The organism is Janthinobacterium sp. EB271-G4-3-2, assembly GCF_020858035.1.
GTDB lineage: Bacteria > Pseudomonadota > Gammaproteobacteria > Burkholderiales > Burkholderiaceae_D > Janthinobacterium > Janthinobacterium aestuarii.
Genome location: NZ_JACYMG010000020.1, coordinates 44,300 through 63,017, shown reverse-complemented (window position 1 = coordinate 63,017; position 18,718 = coordinate 44,300). Strand labels below are relative to the sequence as shown.

Sequence of the window (18,718 nt, the reverse complement as noted above, 5' to 3'; positions counted from 1 at the left end):
TTACCGTGGTCGACGTGGCCGATGGTGCCGACGTTGACGTGCGGCTTGGTCCGTTCGAATTTACCTTTTGCCATTTTATTCTTCCTTAGAACAATGATTTAAATGTAGGGACCGGCATTCTCGTGAAAGCCGGCCCGGAACTTCTATTACTTAGCTTTCGAGCTTACGATTGCTTCAGTCACATGCTTAGGTGCTTCAGCATAGTGCTTGAATTCCATCGTGTAAGTCGCACGACCTTGGGTCGACGAACGCAACGACGTGGCGTAACCGAACATTTCCGACAGAGGTACTTCGGCCTTGATGATCTTGCCGCCACCGCCAGCAATTTCATCCATACCTTGCACCATGCCGCGACGCGACGACAGATCGCCCATCACGGTACCGGCGTAGTCTTCCGGCGTTTCCACTTCCACGGCCATCATCGGCTCCAGGATGACTGGCGATGCTTTGCGGCAGCCATCTTTGAATGCCATCGAAGCGGCCATGCGGAATGCATTTTCGTTCGAGTCAACATCATGGTACGAACCGAAGAACAGCGTGACTTTCACGTCAACGACTGGGTAACCAGCCATCACGCCCGAAGTCAGCGTGTCGCGCACACCTTTTTCAACTGCAGGGATGTATTCGCGAGGAACGGTACCGCCCTTGATCGCGTCAACGAATTCGAAGCCCTTGCCCGGTTCTTGCGGTTCGATCTTCAGAACCACGTGACCGTATTGACCACGACCACCCGATTGCTTGACGAATTTGCCTTCCGACTCTTCGCACACTTTACGGATCGTTTCGCGGTAAGCCACTTGCGGCTTGCCGACGGTCGCTTCAACGTTGAATTCGCGCTTCATGCGGTCAACGATGATGTCCAGATGCAACTCGCCCATACCGGCGATGATGGTCTGGCCCGATTCTTCATCGGTACGCACGCGGAACGATGGATCTTCTGCAGCCAGGCGGTTCAGCGCCAGGCCCATTTTTTCCTGGTCGGCCTTGGTTTTTGGCTCGACTGCCTGCGAAATCACCGGCTCAGGGAAGACCATGCGTTCCAGAACGACGCTGGCTTTTTCGTCGCAAAGCGTATCGCCAGTGGTGGTGTCTTTCAGACCCACAACGGCGGCGATGTCGCCAGCGCGCATTTCCTTGATTTCTTCGCGTTCGTTCGCTTGCATCTGCACGATACGGCCGATACGCTCTTTCTTCTGCTTCACGGAGTTCAACACCGAGTCGCCCGAATTCAGGGTACCCGAGTAGCAACGGATGAAGCACAACTGACCGACGAACGGATCGGTTGCGATCTTGAACGCCAATGCCGAGAATTTCTCATTGTCGTCAGCTGCGCGCTCGACTGGCTGCTCGTCCTCGTCCAGACCTGGGACAGGTGGAATGTCGATTGGCGATGGCAGGTACTCGATGACCGCGTCCAACATGGCTTGTACGCCCTTGTTTTTAAAGGCGGTACCGCACAACATTGGAACGATTTCGCTGGCGATGGTACGCTGACGCAGGGCAGCCTTGATCTCGGCTTCCGACAGGTCGCCTTCTTCCAGGTACTTGTTCATCAGGTCTTCCGACGCTTCAGCAGCGGCTTCAACCATGTTTTCGCGCCACTTGGCAGCATCAGCGGCCAGGTGTGCAGGAATGTCGCCGTATTCGAACTTCATGCCTTGCGAAGCGTCGTCCCAGATAACCGCTTTCATCTTGACCAGATCGATAACACCGGTGAAGACGTCTTCAGCACCGATAGGCATCTGAATAGGTACTGGGTTGGCTTTCAGACGCGAACGCATCTGATCGTAGACCTTGAAGAAGTTGGCGCCGGTACGGTCCATCTTGTTCACGAAGGCCAGACGTGGCACTTTGTACTTGTTAGCCTGACGCCATACCGTTTCCGATTGTGGCTGCACGCCGCCGACTGCACAGTAAACCATGCAGGCGCCATCCAACACGCGCATCGAACGTTCCACTTCAATGGTGAAGTCAACGTGGCCTGGGGTGTCGATGATGTTGATGTGGTGAGCTGGGAAGTTGTTTGCCATGCCTTTCCAGAAGCACGTAACAGCAGCCGAGGTAATCGTGATACCGCGCTCTTGCTCTTGTGCCATCCAGTCGGTGGTGGCAGCGCCATCATGGACTTCGCCCAGCTTGTGGTTCACGCCTGTGTAGAACAGGACGCGCTCGGTCGTGGTCGTCTTACCTGCATCGATGTGAGCGGAGATACCGATATTACGATAGCGCTCAATGGGGGTCTTGCGGGCCATAATTAATCCTAAATGAATGGACAAAACCGAGCAGCATTTTTTTGCAAAAATGAGCCCGGCCTCGAACAACAGATGCTTGACAGCCGCCTTGCGGTAGCTGGCTTTATATTAGAAGCGGAAATGCGAGAACGCTTTGTTCGCTTCAGCCATACGATGGACTTCGTCGCGTTTTTTCATCGCGCCGCCGCGGCTTTCAGCCGCTTCCATCAGCTCACCGCCGAGGCGTTGTGGCATCGATTTTTCGCTGCGCTTGTTAGCAGCTTCACGCAACCAACGCATGGACAGAGCCATACGACGGACTGGGCGAACTTCGACCGGCACCTGGTAGTTTGCACCACCGACGCGACGGGATTTCACCTCAACCAGCGGCTTGGCGTTGTTGATTGCGGTAGCAAAAACTTCGAGCGGATCTTTGCCCGATTTTGCTGCGATGTGCTCGAAAGCACCGTAGATGATGTTTTCTGCAACCGATTTCTTACCGGACAGCATCAGCACGTTTACAAATTTAGCGACATCAGTGTTGCCGAATTTTGGATCTGGCAAAATTTCGCGCTTGGGTACTTCACGACGACGTGGCATATCAATTCCTTTCAATCTTCAGTTGAGCGCGCGTTCTTCGCACACTCGCGGACGACCATCATAGTCTTCCACTTACTCGACCAGATGCGGTCGACTACATTCACTTAGCTAGTTGCCACTGAGCGAAACTTGGGTTTGCTGCGTACAACTTATTACTTCTTGCCAGCTTTAGCGCGCTTGGTACCGTACTTCGAACGCGATTGCTTACGGTCTTTAACGCCTTGGGTATCCAGAGCACCGCGAACCATGTGGTAACGCACACCCGGCAAATCCTTGACGCGGCCGCCGCGCAACAGCACAACACTATGCTCTTGCAGGTTATGGCCTTCACCGCCAATGTACGAAATGACTTCGAAACCATTGGTCAGGCGAACTTTAGCGACTTTACGCAGAGCCGAGTTAGGCTTCTTTGGAGTCGTGGTGTAAACACGTGTGCAGACGCCACGCTTTTGCGGGCTGTTTTCCAGCGCCGGCGATTTGCTCTTCACGGTCAAAGCGACGCGTGGATTGCGAATCAATTGATTGATGGTTGGCATCGTTATAAATCCAACAAAAAACTACGATTAATAACCCGGGCAAGATGCCCGGCGACTAAAACCTCGTCCCGCTTTCATCTACTGCGCACCGGAGGCGCCCGCAGCCACTCGATCAGGAGCGGCCATGAAATGCCAAGTAATGCGTAAACGATGAGCAGAATAAAATCGAGAACTCGCTAGTTTAGACCTTGTGCCACAGGGGGTCAATCGGTTTACCGCTTTTTGCTATAAAAAAAGGCAAAAATGGCAGGTATTTGTGGCATTTTGACTAATCTTTGGCAACGATGCGCGGATGCCGACCTGCGTAAATGATTGATGATTTGGCATTCTTTCCCTGCGGCCAAGCATCTGCCGTGCACATTCTTGTGTGACCGCAAGACAACAAAAGGATTGATAATAGCGGACATTTTTCGCTGCCCTCCCGCCCTCCTTTATGCGCTCCTTGCTTCGCCCCGCCAATCTGATCCTGCTCCTGACGTATGCCTCGCTGACGGCCGTGCCCTTCATCCCCGCGCTGCTGGGGCGTGCGCCCGAGCATCCATGGCAGATGCTCACGTTCGAGCTGCTGGCCTGGCTGGCCGTCTGGAGCGTGTTCAAGCGCCCCGCCTACTTCCACTGGCTGCTGGTGCCCGCCTTCCTGGCCCTGCCGACCGAAATCTACCTGTTCATCTTTTATGGCCAGGGCATTTCCACGCACCACCTGGGCATCATCTTCGAAACCAGCCCCAAGGAAGCGATGGAATTCCTCGGGCAAAAAGTCTGGCTGATGGGCGCCGTCATGCTGGGCGTGATCACCTGGTGCGCCCTGAGCTGGTCTGCGGCCACGCGCACGCGCGACCTCGACTGGCGCGGCAAGACGCGCCCGGCCGCCTTCGTGCTGCTGATCGTGCTGGGCGGCTTCTGGTGGTATGGCTACGAATTCGGTTTCGAGGCCAAGACCGTGCACAGCGCCGCCGCGTCCGCCAAGGCCAGCAAGCCGGCGGCCAGCGCCAAAGCGGGTGCTTCCGGCTTCGGCGACGCCAGCTCGGCCGACGACGAAACGGAAGAGGAAGACGAGGAAAGCAGCAAGCCGGAAAACGCCAGCATCGCCGGCGCCGATGAAACGGGCCTGGGCTGGCCCAGCCTGCCCCACTGGGCGCGCCTGCCCTACGCCTTCGACACCGTCAGCAATTCCTGGCCCTTCGGCCTGGCCGCGCGCGGCTTCGATTTCTACAAGGAACGCAAGTACCTGGCCGAACTGGGACAGAAAAGCAGCAGCTTCCGTTTCGGCGCGCACCAGCAACAGCCCGATATCAACCCGGAAGTGGTGGTCATGGTGATCGGCGAATCGTCGCGCTACGACCGCTGGAGCCTGAACGGCTACGAACGCGACACCAATCCCCTGCTGAAACAGGAAAGCAACCTGGTGCCGCTGGCCGACGTCATCACGGCCGTTTCCGCCACGCGCCTGTCCGTGCCCGTCATCATCTCGCGCAAGCCGGCCACGCAAAGCCTCAAGGATGGCTTCTCGGAAAAATCCTTCCTCACCGCCTACAAGGAAGCGGGCTTCAAGACTTACTGGCTGTCGAACCAGATCTCGTTCGGCCAGTTCGACACGCCCGTGTCCGTATTTGCCAAGGAAGCGGACGTGGTGCAGTTCCTGAACCTGGGCGGCTTTACCAACAATTCGAACTTCGACCAGATCCTGTTCGATCCGTTCAGGAACGCGCTGGCCGACCCGGCACCGAAAAAACTCATCGTGCTGCATACCTTGGGCAGCCACTGGAACTACAGCCAGCGCTATCCGAAATCGTTCGACAAGTGGCAGCCGTCGCTGTTCGGCGTCGACAAGCCCGTCTACACGGACACGGCCATCAAGCCGCAGCTGAACAACAGCTACGACAGCTCCATCCTGTACACGGACTGGTTCCTGTCGAACGTGATCGGCATGCTGAAGGACGACGGCCAGCGCACCGCCCTGCGCAGCTCGCTCGTCTACGTGGCCGACCATGGCCAGACCCTGTACGACGGCACCTGCCGCCTGGCCTTCCATGGCCACAACACGCAGTTCGAATTCCACGTGCCCGCCTTCGTCTGGTATTCGCCGCAATTCAAGCAGCACTATCCGGACAAGGTAACGCAGCTGCGGCGCCATCAAAAGGCGCGCCTGTCGACGGAAAACATGTTTCATACGCTGCTCGACCTGGGCGACATCCGCTTCGCCGGCGAACAACCCGAATGGAGCATCGCCAGCGCCCGCTTCAAGCAGCACAAGCGCTACGTCGACAGCTACGGCTGGACCAACTACGACAACGCCATCATCCGCGGCGATTGCCGCGAAGTGATCGACAAGAGCACGCCGGAGAAGCAGGACAAATAAGGGCGGCCATCACGCCCGTTCCAGCACGCCGCCGCAATCGGCCGGCTGCGCCATGTGCGTGCTGAGCCAGTCAAACACGCGCCCCGCCTTGTCCGCGATACCGGCGTCAAAACCGCGCTGCGCGAGCAGCGCGATGCCATTCGTGGCCTGCAGCACGCCGGGCGCCAGCAGCAGCGCGTCCCCGTCATCGCGGCGCACGCACCACGGCGCCAGACAGTCTTCCAGCAGCGGCCCCAATACCAGGTTGTGCGACGAGACGATCACCAGGTGATCTGCAGCCAGGCTGTGCAGCACGGCGGCGGCCGCCGCCACCGACTCGAGGTGGTTGGTGCCGCGGAAAATCTCGTCGATCAGGAACAGGGCCGGCGCGCCCTCTTCGGCCAGCGCCAGCAATTCGCGCGCGCGCCGCAATTCGGCGATATACAAACTTTCACCGCCATCGAGCGAATCCTCGTTCTGCATGCTCGAATACAGGGGCAGCATGGGCACCCGGGCCGCCTGCGCATAGCAAAAGCCAAACGCGCGCGCGCTGATCAGATTGAGGCCCACGCCGCGCAGCAGGGTACTTTTTCCCACCGCATTCTGCCCCGAAATAAAGGCGCCGCGGCCATCGAGCCGCAGCGACAGGGGCATGGCGCCTGCCAGCAGCGGATGCACCATGGCATCGAGCGACAACTGCCGCGCATCGCTAGCCTGCGCCCAGCAAAACTCTGCGCGGCCGCGCAGGTGGCGCGCCAGGGCCAGGTCCGCTTCCAGGTCCGCCAGCAGCAGGAAACTCTGGCGCAGGAAGGCGCGTTCGCGCCGCACCACGCGCAGGCTGTGAAAATAGCGCCGGATATTGCCCAGCATGAGCCAGTCGTCATATTCGCTCAGCAGGGGAATCATCTTGATCCAGCGCACCGGCGTGATCTGGCGGTTGATCACGCCGGCGGCCCGCCCGCCTTCTCGCAGCGCCGCCGTGAACGCGGTATCGAGCGCGCCCAGGCGGCCATGCACCAGCAGCATCTGCTGCAAGGTAAAGACGCTGCGCTCCCACGGTTTGCAACGGTCGTGAAAACGCATCTGCAAGGCCATCAGCCAGAGCCAGACGGGCACCGCGACGGCCCACGCCAGCGGCGCGACCAGCCAGGCGGCCAGAAGCGAGATCAGTAGTGCCAGGGTCGGCAGCAGCAGCCAGCGGCTCCACCACGGCGGCGCTGGCTGCGGTGCGCCGCACAGCAGCGCCGCCACTTCCATGTCTGCCGTGCGCAGCGGCTGCATCGCCTGCTCGATCGCCGCCTGCTGTGCCGGCGCGGCCAGCAAGGAAGCGATGCGCGCCCGCGAGGCGGCCCCCGCCGTGCCGCTTGCCAGGCGCTGATGCAATCGCTGCTGGCCAAGAATGCTGGTCTGCGTGGCCAGCTGCGCATGGTAGGCGTCGAGCAACATTTCATCCCACGTCTGGCTATCGAGCTGGGGCAAGCCACCGTCGATGCGCTGCAACATGGCGATGTCGCTGGCGACAAACGGATAATCGAGTTCCGGCGGCTCGGGCAGGCTGGCAAACTGGCGCAGCCAGGGACGCAAGCGGGCAACAAGGGAGGGTGAAGGCGACATCATGCTCCATAGAAGGGGACCGGCATGGCGCCACGCGCCATCACTGCCTGTGCCGCAGATCAGGTCGATTGCCAGAATATCAAGAACCATGCAAAGACGCCGCGGCAATGCGGCGCGCGCGGACACCGCCTGGACAGCGCGGACACGGCGGACAGCCGGACGCCCGAACTTTTTTCCATTCAAATCAATGACTTGAATACTGGCATGGATCGTGCATTGGAAAAGTCATCCTTCACGAGACATGACCATGATCCGCGATACCTCTTCCCAAGACGCCGTACTGTCCGCCCCGCCGGGTCAGCGCCACAAGCAACGCGCCCTGCTGCTCACTGGCGCCGTCATCGTCATCGGCGCCGCCATCGCTGCCGTTGCCGGCTGGCGCAACAGCGAGCATTCCGTCAACAGCAGCCGCCTGCGCATCGCCGACGTCACGCGCGGCACCCTGATCCGCGACGCGGCCGTCACGGGCCGCATCGTCGCCGCCATCAGCCCGACCCTGTATTCGACCACGGTGGCCACCGTCACGCTGAAAGCGAAGGCGGGCGACACGGTGAAAAAGGGCGACATCCTGGCCGTGCTGGAATCGCCGGACCTGTCCGACGCGCTCAAGCGCGAACAATCGAGCGTGCAGCAGCTGGAGGCGGAAGTGGCGCGCCAGCAGATCCTGGCCAAGAAGCAGAAACTGCTGGCGCGCCGTGAAGCCGACACGGCCGAGATCGACCGCCTGTCCGCGCAGCGCACCTTGGAGCGCTATGAAAGCGTGGCGCAGGTGGGCATCATCGCCAAGATCGATTACCAGAAGGCCAAGGACGCCTTGAATTCGGCCGATATCCGCAGCAAGCACGCCTCGCAGGCGGCGGGCCTGGAAAGCGAAGACGTGACCCTGGCGCTCAAGACCAGGGTCAACGAACTGGAACGCCAGCGCCTGGTGCGCGACAACGCCCAGCGCAGGGTTGACGAGCTGACCGTGCGCGCGCCCGTCAACGGCTTCATCGGCACCCTGTCGGTGGCCAACCGCAGCGTGGTGCAAGCCAATACCGCCCTGATGACCCTGGTCGACCTGTCGCAGCTGGAAGTCGAGCTCGAGGTGCCGGAAACGTATGTGGCCGACATCGGCCTGGGCATGCGCGCCGAGATCGAAACGGGTGCCATCCGGGCGACCGGCAAGCTGTCGGCGCTGTCGCCCGAAGTGGTGAAAAACCAGGTGCTGGCGCGCGTACGTTTCGACGGCGAGCAGCCGGCCGGCCTGCGCCAGAACCAGCGCGTGGCGGCGCGCCTGCTGATCGATGAAAAACCGAATGTGCTGATGCTGGCGCGCGGCTCCTTCGTCGAAGCGGAAGGCGGCCGTTTCGCCTACGTCGTACGCGACGGCGTGGCGATGCGCACGCCGATCAAGCTGGGCGCGACCAGCGTGTCGGCCGTGGAAATTCTCGACGGCTTGAAGCTGGGCGACAAGGTCGTCGTCGCCGGCACGGAAAACTTCGAGAACGCGGCCCGCGTCTCGCTCAACTGACACATCATTCAACTTATACCCTGAGAGGCCCTCCATGCTGCGCATGCAAAACCTGAGCAAAGTCTACCGCACCCACATGATCGAAACCCACGCGCTGCGCGGCTTCGACATCCATGTGCGACAAGGTGAATTCGTCACCGTCACGGGGCCGTCCGGCTCGGGCAAGACGAGCTTTCTGAACATCGCCGGCCTGCTCGAGGAATTCACCGACGGCGAATACATACTCGACGGCGTCAACGTCAGGGGCATGGACGACAATGCCCGCTCGCGCCTGCGCAATGAAAAGCTCGGTTTCATCTTCCAGGGCTTCAACCTGATTCCCGACCTGTCGCTGTTCGACAACGTCGACGTGCCGCTGCGCTACCGGGGCTTCAACCGCGCCGAACGCAAGGAACGCATCGAAGACGCGCTGGCCAAGGTCGGCCTGGCGTCGCGCATGAAACACTATCCGGCCGAACTGTCGGGCGGCCAGCAGCAGCGCGTGGCGATCGCGCGCGCGCTGGCAGGCTCGCCCAAGCTGCTGCTGGCCGATGAACCGACGGGCAACCTGGACACGCAGATGGCGCGCGGCGTGATGGAACTGCTGGAAGAAATCAACGCGCAAGGCACCACCATCCTGATGGTCACCCACGATCCGGAACTGGCGCTGCGCAGCCAGCGCAACGTGCACATCATCGACGGCCAGGTGTCGGACCTGGTGCAGCACCGCGCAACGCTGTCGGCCAAGCCGCAGCACGCGGCGACGGCGTAAGGAGAGCCCATGTTCCGCTACTATTTCACCTTGGGCTTGCGCAGCCTGCGCCGCAATCGCGCCCTGACCGCGCTGATGGTGCTGACCCTGGCCGTCGGCGTGGCCGCCAGCGTGTCCACCGTCACCATCCTGCACGCCATGTCGGGCGATCCGCTGCCGCACAAGAGCGACCGCATGTTCGTGCCGATGATCGATATCTTGCCCGTCAAAGGTTACGTGCCCGGCGACAAGCCCGGCTTCTCGCAAGCCCAGATGAGCTATATCGACGCGCGCAATTTCATGGCCAGCAAAGTGGGCGTGCGTCGCACCGTCATGTACGGCGTGGCCGGTCCGGTCGAGCCGGCGCGCAAGGATATCGGTTCCTTCCAGGCCCAGGGCATGGCGCCCACACGCGATTTTTTCAGCATGTTCGACGCCCCCTTCCTGTATGGCCAGCCATGGAGCGAAGCCGACGACGCCAGCGGCGCGGACGTGATCGTGCTGAGCCGCGCGCTGGCCGAAAAGCTGGTCGGCAGCAGCAATCCGGTCGGCCAGCGCGTCACGGTGCTGGGCCGGCCCTACATGGTGACGGGCGTGCTGGCCACCTGGGACGTGGTGCCACGCCCGCACCGCATCATCGGCAGCAAGGGCGCTTTCGGCGCGGAAGACGAATTCTTCATCCCGTTTGCCAGCGCGATTCGCCACGAGACCGAACACGACGGCGGCATGAGCTGCAATGGCGAGCAGACCGCCCCCGGCTTCCAGGGCCGGCTCGGCTCCGGCTGCACTTGGCTGCAGTTCTGGTTCGAAATGGCCGGCAGCGGCGAGCGTGGCCAGTTGCAGCAGTATCTGGATGCCTATGCGGGCGAGCAGCGCAAGCTGGGACGCATGATGCGCAATGCGCCGAACAAGCTGTACGACCTGAACGAATGGATGGCCCATCTGAAGGTGGTCGACAACGACAACAAACTGGCGGCCTGGCTGGCCTTCGGCTTTCTGTTGCTGTGCCTGGTCAACACCATCGGCCTGCTGCTGGCGAAGTTTTCCGTGCGCGCCAGCGAAGTGGGCATCCGCCGCGCACTGGGCGCCACGCGGCGCGACATCTTCCGCCAGTTCCTGATCGAAAGCGGCGTGATCGGCCTGGCTGGCGGCGTACTGGGCTTGCTGCTGGCGTTTGGCGCGCTGGCCGTGGTCAGCAAGCAGTCGGAGGAACTGGGCACCGTCGCGCACATGGACATACCGATGCTGCTGCTGACGTTTGCCATGTCGGTGCTGGCCGCCTTGCTGGCCGGCCTGCTGCCCACCTGGCGCGCGTGCCAGGTGACGCCGGCGATCCAGCTCAAGTCCCAATGACATCCACTTATCCACTATGAGGTCCAGCATGGAAATCCGTCCCATCCTGTCGGCGCTGATGCGCAGCAAAACCGGCGCCATCCTGGTGGCCGTGCAGATCGCGATCAGCCTGGCCATCCTGGCCAATGCCCTGCACATCGTCAACCTGCGCCAGGCCGTCGCCGCGCGGCCCACCGGCGTGGCCGCTGAAAACGACATTTTTTATGTCCATATCCAGAACATGGACCGCGGCAGCCATGAGCGCCAGCTGTCCGAGCAGAAGCGCCAGGCGGCCCTGCTGCGCGCCTTGCCGGGCGTGCTGTCGGTGGCGCAAACGTCGCAGGCGGTGCTGTCGCGCTCCGGCAACTCCACCAGCGTGTCGGCCAAGCGCAGCCAGGTCACGCCCAGCGCCAACATCTCGACCTACGTCACCCCCGATGCCCTGGTCAAGACCTATGGCTTGAAGCTGGTGGAAGGACGCGACTTCCTGCCTGAGGAGGTACCCGAGATCGATGAAGATGTCGACGACCGCTACCCCACGGTGGCCATCGTGACGCTCCCTGCGGCGCAAAAAATCTGGCCCGGCGAAACCAGCTTTGTCGGCAAGACGCTGTACAGGGGCAACGGCGCCGATGATCCCGAACTGCGCGTGGTCGGCGTCGTCGAAAAGCTGCAGACGCAGATGGGCCAGGTCAGGGCCGAAGGTGAGTACTCGATCCTGCTGCCGGCGCGCCTGACGGGCGGGCGCGATTCGCTGCTGTATGCGGTGCGCGCCGAGCCGGGCCAGCGCGACCGCCTGATCAAGGAGGCGGAACAGGCCATCCGCAGCGCCACCAGCGACCGCCTGCTGGTGCGCACCGATACCTTGGAAAAGCACCGCACGTCACGCTACCGGGCCGACCGCGGCCTGTCATGGATGCTGATCGCCGTCTCGACCCTGCTGCTGCTGGTCACCGCCAGCGGCATCGTCGGCATCGCCAGCCTGTGGGTGACGCAGCGCCGCAAACAGATCGGAGTACGCCGTGCACTCGGTGCGCGCCGCATCGACATCCTGCGCTACTTCCTGACCGAGAATTTCATGATCACCAGCGTCGGCGTGGCGTGCGGCGTGCTGCTGGGATTGGGCTTGAACCAGCTGCTGGTCAGCCAGCTGGAAATGGCGCGCCTGCCGCCCGGCTATCTGCTGGCCGGCGCGCTCGTGTTCTGGCTGCTGGGCGTGGGCGCCGTGTACGGCCCGGCATGGCGCGCGGCCAGCATTTCTCCGGCCACTGCCACCCGCAGTACCTGAGCCGGCACCTGAGTGATATGCTGCGCGCATGCCTACCGTACTGATTATTGACGACAATGCCGCCGTGGCCATCGCGCTGGACGTGCTGTTCTCCCTGCACGAGATCGACGCCGTGCGCGCGGCCTCGCCCGAGGAGGGCTTGCAGCTGCTCGAGCGCCACGCCATCGACCTGGTGGTGCAGGACATGAACTTCACGGCCGACACCACGTCGGGCGAGGAAGGCGGCGCGCTGTTCCACGCGATCCGCGCACGCTACCCGGATCTGCCCGTGATCCTGCTGACGGCATGGACCCAGCTCGACGCGGCCGTCGACCTGATCAAGTCCGGCGCGGCCGACTACCTGGCCAAGCCATGGGATGACCGGCGCCTGATCGCCAGCGTGCAGAACCTGCTGGAACTGGGACAAGCCAACCGCGCGCTGCGCCAGCGCGTGGTGGCCGAGCAGCGCCAGCGCCACACCCTGGAACACGACTTCGACCTGCGCGGCATGGTATGGCAAGACCCGGCCACGGAACGAGTCGTGCACCTGGCGTGCCAGGTGGCGCGCGCCGACGTGCCCGTGCTCATCTCGGGGCCGAACGGCAGCGGCAAGGAACGCATCGCCGCCATCGTGCAAGCCAATTCCCAGGTCGCCAGCGGCCCCTTCGTCGTGCTCAATTGCGGCGCCGTGCCCGTGGAGCTGATCGAGGCGGAACTGTTCGGCGCCGAAGCGGGCGCCTACACGGGCATCACGCGCGCGCGCGACGGCAAGTTCGACGCGGCCGACGGCGGCACCCTGTTCCTCGACGAGATCGGCAACCTGCCGCTGGCCGGACAAATGAAACTGCTGCGCGTGCTCGAAACGGGACGCTTCGAGCGCCTCGGCTCGAACCGCGAGCGGCAAGTGAAAGTGCGCGTCATCAGCGCCAGCAACGCGGACCTGCCGGCGATGATCAAGGCCGGCACGTTTCGCGAAGACCTGTTCTACCGCCTGAACGTGATCGAACTGCGCCTGCCGCCGCTGGCCCAGCGCCCGCTGGACATCCTGGTACTGGCGCGGCATTTCCTGGGCGGCGAAAAGACGCTGGACGCGCAGGCGCAGGCGACCTTGCTGGCGCATGGCTGGCCGGGCAATGTGCGTGAACTGAAAAACGTCATGCAGCGCGCCAACCTGCTGACGGCCGGCCCGGTGATCGGCGCGCTGGAAACGGGCTTGCCGCTGGCCGGTGTGGCATCGCCGCGCGCGCCGCAGGATGCCGCCGCGACGGAACCGGACCGCGACAGCGTCACCGCGGCGCTCGCGCGCGCGCACGGCGTGGTGGCGCAGGCGGCGCAGGAACTGGGGCTGTCGCGCCAGGCCCTGTACCGGCGCATGGAACGCCTGGGCATCGCGCGCGGCTGATGGCCTACCGTCCCATGCGCCTCTCCCTGCTCACGCGCTGGACGGCGCTGATCGTCACCTTGCTCGTGCTGGGCATCGTCATCGCCCTGCTGCTCGCGCATTTTTTACCGGGCCAGCCGCTGCTGGTGCTGGCCGGTACCCTGCTATGCGTGCTGCCGGTGGCCGTCATTACCATCCGTGCCCAGCTGCAGGCGATGCTGTCGCTGTTTCGCGCCTTGAGCGGCACGGTGACAAGCTACCAGGACGGCGACTTCGGCTTCAGCCTGCGCTGGCCGCAGGACGATGAACTGGCCGACCTGGTGGCGGCCCACAATGCGCTGGGCGACGTGCTGCGCAAGCAGCGCCTGGACCTGGTGCAGCGCGAACTGCTGCTCGACACCATGGTCCAGAACACGCCGGTGGCCATGCTGCTGGTGGCCGAGGGCAGCGCCATCGTCTACGCCAACCTGGCCGCGCGCCAGTTGCTGCACCAGGGACGCCGGCTCGAAGGGCATCACCTGGCCGACATCGTGCGGCAGGCGGCGCCGGCCCTGGCCGAAGCGCTGGCGCGCCGCAACGACGGCTTGTTTACCAGCGGCGAAGGGGAACAGGAAGAGGTGTATCACCTGGCGCGCCGCAGCTTCAGCCTGAACGGACGCAAGCACGAACTGCTGCTGTTGCGCCAGCTGACCCTGGAACTGCGCCGACAGGAAGTGCAGACCTGGAAAAAAGTCATCCGTGTCATCAGCCATGAACTCAACAACTCGCTGGCGCCACTGGCCTCGCTGGCCCATTCCGGCGCCGAGCTGGTGCGCCGCGGCCAGAGCGAGCGACTGCCGCAAATCCTCGCCACCATCGAGGAGCGCACGCGTCACCTGGAAACCTTCATCCTCGGCTATGCGCGCTTTGCCAAGCTGCCCGCGCCGCGCCTGGCGCCATGCGAATGGCCCTTCTTCCTCGACAGCCTGGCTTCGCAAGCGGCCTTCACGCTCGACGCCTCGCCGCCCGCGCAAGCGGCCTTGTTCGATGCGGCGCAAATGCAGCAAGCGCTGCTGAACCTGCTCAAGAATGCGCTGGAATCGGGCTCGCGGGAAGAGCATATCGGCCTGCACGTCAGCCAGGCGCATGGCCAGCTGCGCATCGAAGTGCGCGACCGCGGGCCGGGCATGAGCGGCGCCGTGCTGGAAAACGCGCTGGTGCCGTTTTATTCCACCAAGCGCAGCGGCACGGGGCTGGGCCTGGCCCTGGCGCGCGAAATCGCCGAAGCCCATGGCGGACGCATCACCCTGGCCAACCGCGAGGGCGGCGGCCTGGCGGTGACCTTGATTCTGCCCTTACTGGACAGCAATTAGTTCCTCGTGTAACGATTTTTAAATCACACCATCCGCGATTATTTTTTGGTGCACCATTGATAATTATATTTTTTAATATTGCAACTTCATGGGTGCCATGCCCGTGTGTTAGAAATAAGCTATTTGAGTTTGCATAATGATATTGAAATAACTAATTGACAACTTGATGCCCCAGCGATAATTTATCAGCGCGGTACGGTTTTTTTGAAACATCAATCGTCTTTTCGCGGGGATCAACATGAAATTAAAATCACTCATCGCAGCGGCAGTACTGAGCGCTGCCTCCATCGGCAGCGCCAGCGCCGCCGACTACATCGTCAACCTCGTCAATACCACGGGCAATCTGTGGACCAGCGGCTTCAACGCGGTACCCAGTCCGCTCGGCGACTTCACCGATACCTTCACGTTCACACCCGATGCGACCTTCGGTTCCACCGCGCAAGCCTTCCTGGCCAACCTGTCCGTCACCGGTTCGGACAGTTCCTCCATCAGCTTCACCAGCGCCAACCTGAATGGCATCGGCCTGACCGGCTTTGGCGGCCCCACCGTCTTTGGCTATGCCCAGGGCGAAATACTGGCGCCTACGACCCTCCTGTTCAATGGCCCGCTGGTCCTCACCGTCATCGGCAACACCAAGGGCGGCAGCTATGGCGGCGTCTTCAACCTGAACCTGGCTCCCGTTCCTGAACCGGAAACCTATGGCATGCTGCTGGCCGGCCTGGGCATACTCGGCTTCCTGGCGCGGCGCCGCAAACAATCTTGAGCGCTCCCCCCAAAAGACGCCACGGCGTCTTTTTCTTTGGCGGCTGCTAAACTGGCGCCATGACGACCGACTTTACCTCCACCAGCCACACCGCTTTCAGCCACCCGGGCCACCCGCCCGCCACTACCACCGAACACCGCGGCATCCGCTACCTGCACCTGGGCACCAAGTGGGTGCAGGGCGCCATGCGCCTCGACAAACCCGATGCCATCGAGCTCGAATACGTGCAGATGATGATGATGTGGATGCTGTTCAAGACGCAGCCCAAACGCATCGTGCAGCTGGGCCTGGGCAGCGCCGCGCTGACCAAGTTCAGCTACCGCCGCTTCGCCGACGCCACGGTCACGGCCATCGAACTCAATCCGAACGTGATCGCCATCTGCGGCGCCCAGTTCGCGCTGCCGCCGAACGACGCACGCCTCGATGTGCGCGAAATGAATGCGCTCGACTTCGTGCTCGACCCGGCCAACCATGGCACCGTCGACGCGCTGCAAGTGGACCTGTACGATGAAGACGCGCGCGGGCCCGTGCTCGACACGCCCGAGTTCTACCAGGCCTGCTTCGACTGTCTGACGGACGACGGTATCATGTGCACGAATGTCTTCGGCGATTTCCCCAACTACGACAAGAATTTGCAGGCGATGGAACTGGTCTTCGACGCCGTCGTGTGGGTACCGGAAATGGAAGATGAAAACATTGTCGTGCTGGCCTTCAAAAAATCGCCATCGCTCGACTTCAGCGATTTATACGAACGCGCCGCCACCATCAAGAAGCAGTTCAACCTGCCCGCCAAGAACTGGGTCAACGGCTTGAAGCAGTGGATGCAGGACCAGCAGTAAGCCCCATCGGGCGCGATGCCCGTGCGATATCATTCAAGAGCCTCTTCCCATCGCCCTTCGGCGCGATAAAACCCCAGCTTCTTGTCGCCCTTGAAGCGCGCGGCCTTCATCAGGCCAGCAAGCTCGCTGGAGAGCAACAGGTCGCCCGATTGCGTATCCCTGGCGATCTGCCTGGGCGCCATGGCATCGTCGCGGAAAAACCTGCTCGTGAAATAGATGATGTTGCCCTTGTCATCTTTTTCCGCGATTGAACGCTCGAGGTCCACCGTCTGTACTTGTTGCGCCGCATTGACGATGTAAAACGGCTGCTCCACCGGTTCACCGCCCGCCATGATGCAGGCGGGGGCGAGCAATTCCACGTCCTGGCCGGCGGCGCCGGCGAGGAACTCGGCCAGGCGGGCCGAGACCAGCGGCACCTCACCGAGCAGCCACAGGCAGTCATATTTCAGCAGCCGTTCCCTGGGACAGACAAAATGCACGGGTGGCTTGTCCATACCAGGCGGGAAAGGCACACCCTGCAGCAGGTCCAGATAGTCGAAGTTCGATCCGGCCGTCTCATACGACCCACGTTCCTTGTCGTAGGAACCGGTGAGTTTGTCATTGTAATAAATCGGGGCTTTCCAGCTCAGTATCATGGGCAGTACTCTTCCGCAGCCTGGCAAAAGCCTATTGTGCCAGCCTCGCCTGTCCAGCCGCGCCAGCTTGCGCAAGCAATGCGCCCAGGCGGCGCGCCAGGCCATCCATGTTCTCGGCCGGCACCTGCGCATAGCCGAGCAGGAAACCGTTCCAGCCTGGCTCTTCTCCCGTCCCCTCGGCCGTGCCATGCGCGGACAGCGCCAGCGCCACGATGCCGTCCTGCGCGGCACGGCGGCTCAGTGCCAGATCGTCCCATGCGTGATCGTGAAAACGCAGCGCCAGGTGCATGCCGGCCGTGCCGCCATGGATGGCCGCGCCCCCACACGCATGGCGCTGCAGTGCCTCGCTCAAGGCGTCGCGCCGCTGGCGGTACAGGCGGCGCATGCGGCGCACGTGGCGCGCGAACAGGCCGCTGCGCAGGAACTCGGCCAGCGCCAGCTGTTCGGCCACGCGGCCCCGCGCGGCGCCCTGCGCCTGCATCTGCGCGAAGGCCCCGGCCAGCACGGCCGGCACGACGATAAAAGCCAGGCGCAAGGCGGGGAACATGGTCTTGCTGAAGGTACCCAGATATACGATGGGCGCGTCGGCCACCAGTCCCTGCATGGCCGCCAGGGGCGGGCCGCCATGGCGAAATTCGCTGTCGTAATCGTCTTCGATGATCAGGGCGCCGGCCGCGCGCGCGCGTTCGAGCAGCGCCATGCGGCGCGCGGGACTGAGCACGCTGCCCGTCGGATACTGGTGCGACGGCGTCGTGTAGATCAGCCGCGGCGGCGTATCGCGCCAGTCCTCGTCCGTCGGCGCGATGCCATCGATGTCGACGGCGATACCCGTCACCTGCAAGCCGGCGCCACGGCCCGCCGCCAGCGCGCCGCCATAGCCAGGATGCTCGATCCACAAGGTATCGCCCTGGTCGGCAAAGGCGCGCAGGCAGACATCGAGGCCGCTTTGCGTGCCGTCCGTGATGAACACCTGGCCCGCATCGCAGACGACGCCGCGCGCGGCGCGCAAATGGTCGGCGATGGCCATGCGCAGCTGCGGCTCGCCGGCCGGGTCGCCGTAATTGAGCTGGCGCGGCGTCAGCGCGCGCCACGCGCGGTCCAGCATGCGGCGCCACTGCGCCAGCGGAAATTCGTCGAGCGCCGGCACGCCGGGCGCGAACGCACCCATCGCGTCGGCGGGAAACACCACCGCCGCGCTGGCATCCTGCCCCGCCACGCCGCGCAAACGCCGGGCGCGGCGCGACAAGCCGTCATTGCTGCCGCCAGCAGCAGGTGCCGCTTCCGGCACGCCAACGCTGCCGGCGACGACGGTGCCGCGCCGGTCCGGCAAGACAAACCCTTCGCTGGCCAATTGCTCGTAGGCGTACAACACGGTATTGCGCGCCAGTCCCAGTTCGGCCGCCAGCACGCGCGTGGCGGCCAGGCGCGTTCCCGGCGCCAGCTGGCCGCCGCGGATTGCCGCGCGCAGGCATTCATGCAGCAGGCGCTGGCGCGGCCAGCCCCGCTCGCGGTGCGTGCGTTCGAATGCATCAAGCAGCAAAGCGAAATCCATGCGCCTCCTTCGTGGCTCTAAATTATTTATCAGTT

15 protein-coding genes and 1 pseudogene are annotated in these 18,718 nt (G+C 62.9%); 9 read left to right on the top strand and 7 right to left on the bottom strand.

From position 1 onward, the window contains the following. The 4 genes and pseudogenes from IGS55_RS27260 to rpsL all read right to left on the bottom strand — a co-directional run. Nucleotides 1-74: pseudogene (locus tag IGS55_RS27260) on the bottom strand (GTP-binding protein); the annotation flags it as partial. A gap of 72 nt (nucleotides 75-146) precedes the next feature. Then, the gene (fusA, locus tag IGS55_RS27255) at nucleotides 147-2,252 is read right to left on the bottom strand and encodes an elongation factor G (RefSeq protein WP_046682107.1); all 2,106 of its coding nucleotides are present in this window, start codon (nucleotides 2,250-2,252) and stop codon (nucleotides 147-149) included. A gap of 108 nt (nucleotides 2,253-2,360) precedes the next feature. Then, nucleotides 2,361-2,831: a 30S ribosomal protein S7 gene (rpsG, locus tag IGS55_RS27250; RefSeq protein ID WP_010394377.1), complete on the bottom strand. Its 471-nt coding sequence runs from the start codon at nucleotides 2,829-2,831 to the stop codon at nucleotides 2,361-2,363. A 152-nt stretch (nucleotides 2,832-2,983) separates the two neighbouring features. Next, nucleotides 2,984-3,367 carry a 30S ribosomal protein S12 gene (gene rpsL / locus IGS55_RS27245; protein WP_010394376.1) on the bottom strand — a complete coding sequence of 128 codons (384 nt, stop codon included), beginning with the start codon at nucleotides 3,365-3,367 and terminating at the stop codon, nucleotides 2,984-2,986. A 433-nt stretch (nucleotides 3,368-3,800) separates the two neighbouring features. On the opposite strand from rpsL, the gene IGS55_RS27240 reads away from it, so the two are divergent. After that, nucleotides 3,801-5,726, top strand: a complete 1,926-nt coding sequence (locus IGS55_RS27240) for a phosphoethanolamine transferase (protein WP_230519321.1) — start codon at nucleotides 3,801-3,803, stop codon at nucleotides 5,724-5,726. Between the two features lie 9 nt (nucleotides 5,727-5,735). On the opposite strand, the gene IGS55_RS27235 is transcribed toward IGS55_RS27240, so the two are convergent. Then, entirely contained in the window at nucleotides 5,736-7,319 is a 1,584-nt protein-coding gene (locus IGS55_RS27235) for a MutS-related protein (protein ID WP_230519320.1), read from the bottom strand. Nucleotides 7,320-7,566: 247 nt separating this feature from the next. Between IGS55_RS27235 and IGS55_RS27230 the strand changes: the two genes are divergently transcribed. From IGS55_RS27230 to IGS55_RS27195, 8 genes are all read left to right on the top strand, one after another. Next, on the top strand, nucleotides 7,567-8,832 hold the full coding sequence (locus IGS55_RS27230; RefSeq protein WP_230519319.1) for an efflux RND transporter periplasmic adaptor subunit: 1,266 nt from the start codon (nucleotides 7,567-7,569) through the stop codon (nucleotides 8,830-8,832). 34 nt (nucleotides 8,833-8,866) lie between these two features. Beyond that, nucleotides 8,867-9,583, top strand: a complete 717-nt coding sequence (locus IGS55_RS27225) for an ABC transporter ATP-binding protein (protein WP_230519318.1) — start codon at nucleotides 8,867-8,869, stop codon at nucleotides 9,581-9,583. A gap of 9 nt (nucleotides 9,584-9,592) precedes the next feature. After that, nucleotides 9,593-10,915 carry an ABC transporter permease gene (locus tag IGS55_RS27220; protein WP_230519317.1) on the top strand — a complete coding sequence of 441 codons (1,323 nt, stop codon included), beginning with the start codon at nucleotides 9,593-9,595 and terminating at the stop codon, nucleotides 10,913-10,915. Between the two features lie 28 nt (nucleotides 10,916-10,943). Beyond that, complete coding sequence (locus IGS55_RS27215; protein ID WP_230519316.1) at nucleotides 10,944-12,182, top strand: ABC transporter permease; 1,239 nt, start codon at nucleotides 10,944-10,946, stop codon at nucleotides 12,180-12,182. Between the two features lie 28 nt (nucleotides 12,183-12,210). Further along, nucleotides 12,211-13,563 carry a sigma-54-dependent transcriptional regulator gene (locus IGS55_RS27210; protein ID WP_230519315.1) on the top strand — a complete coding sequence of 451 codons (1,353 nt, stop codon included), beginning with the start codon at nucleotides 12,211-12,213 and terminating at the stop codon, nucleotides 13,561-13,563. Between the two features lie 14 nt (nucleotides 13,564-13,577). After that, nucleotides 13,578-14,894 carry a sensor histidine kinase gene (locus IGS55_RS27205; RefSeq protein WP_230519314.1) on the top strand — a complete coding sequence of 439 codons (1,317 nt, stop codon included), beginning with the start codon at nucleotides 13,578-13,580 and terminating at the stop codon, nucleotides 14,892-14,894. Nucleotides 14,895-15,132: 238 nt separating this feature from the next. Beyond that, entirely contained in the window at nucleotides 15,133-15,657 is a 525-nt protein-coding gene (locus tag IGS55_RS27200; RefSeq protein ID WP_128141064.1) for an FxDxF family PEP-CTERM protein, read from the top strand. 59 nt (nucleotides 15,658-15,716) lie between these two features. Further along, nucleotides 15,717-16,496: a spermidine synthase gene (locus tag IGS55_RS27195; protein WP_230519313.1), complete on the top strand. Its 780-nt coding sequence runs from the start codon at nucleotides 15,717-15,719 to the stop codon at nucleotides 16,494-16,496. Nucleotides 16,497-16,525: 29 nt separating this feature from the next. Here IGS55_RS27195 and IGS55_RS27190 read toward each other — a convergent pair whose 3' ends face one another. Both IGS55_RS27190 and pdxR read right to left on the bottom strand, forming a co-directional pair. Next, nucleotides 16,526-17,131, bottom strand: coding sequence for a hypothetical protein (locus tag IGS55_RS27190; protein WP_230519312.1), 606 nt, complete (start codon nucleotides 17,129-17,131; stop codon nucleotides 16,526-16,528). Nucleotides 17,132-17,162: 31 nt separating this feature from the next. Continuing rightward, the gene (pdxR, locus tag IGS55_RS27185) at nucleotides 17,163-18,683 is read right to left on the bottom strand and encodes a MocR-like pyridoxine biosynthesis transcription factor PdxR (RefSeq protein ID WP_230519311.1); all 1,521 of its coding nucleotides are present in this window, start codon (nucleotides 18,681-18,683) and stop codon (nucleotides 17,163-17,165) included. Nucleotides 18,684-18,718: the final 35 nt, after the last annotated feature.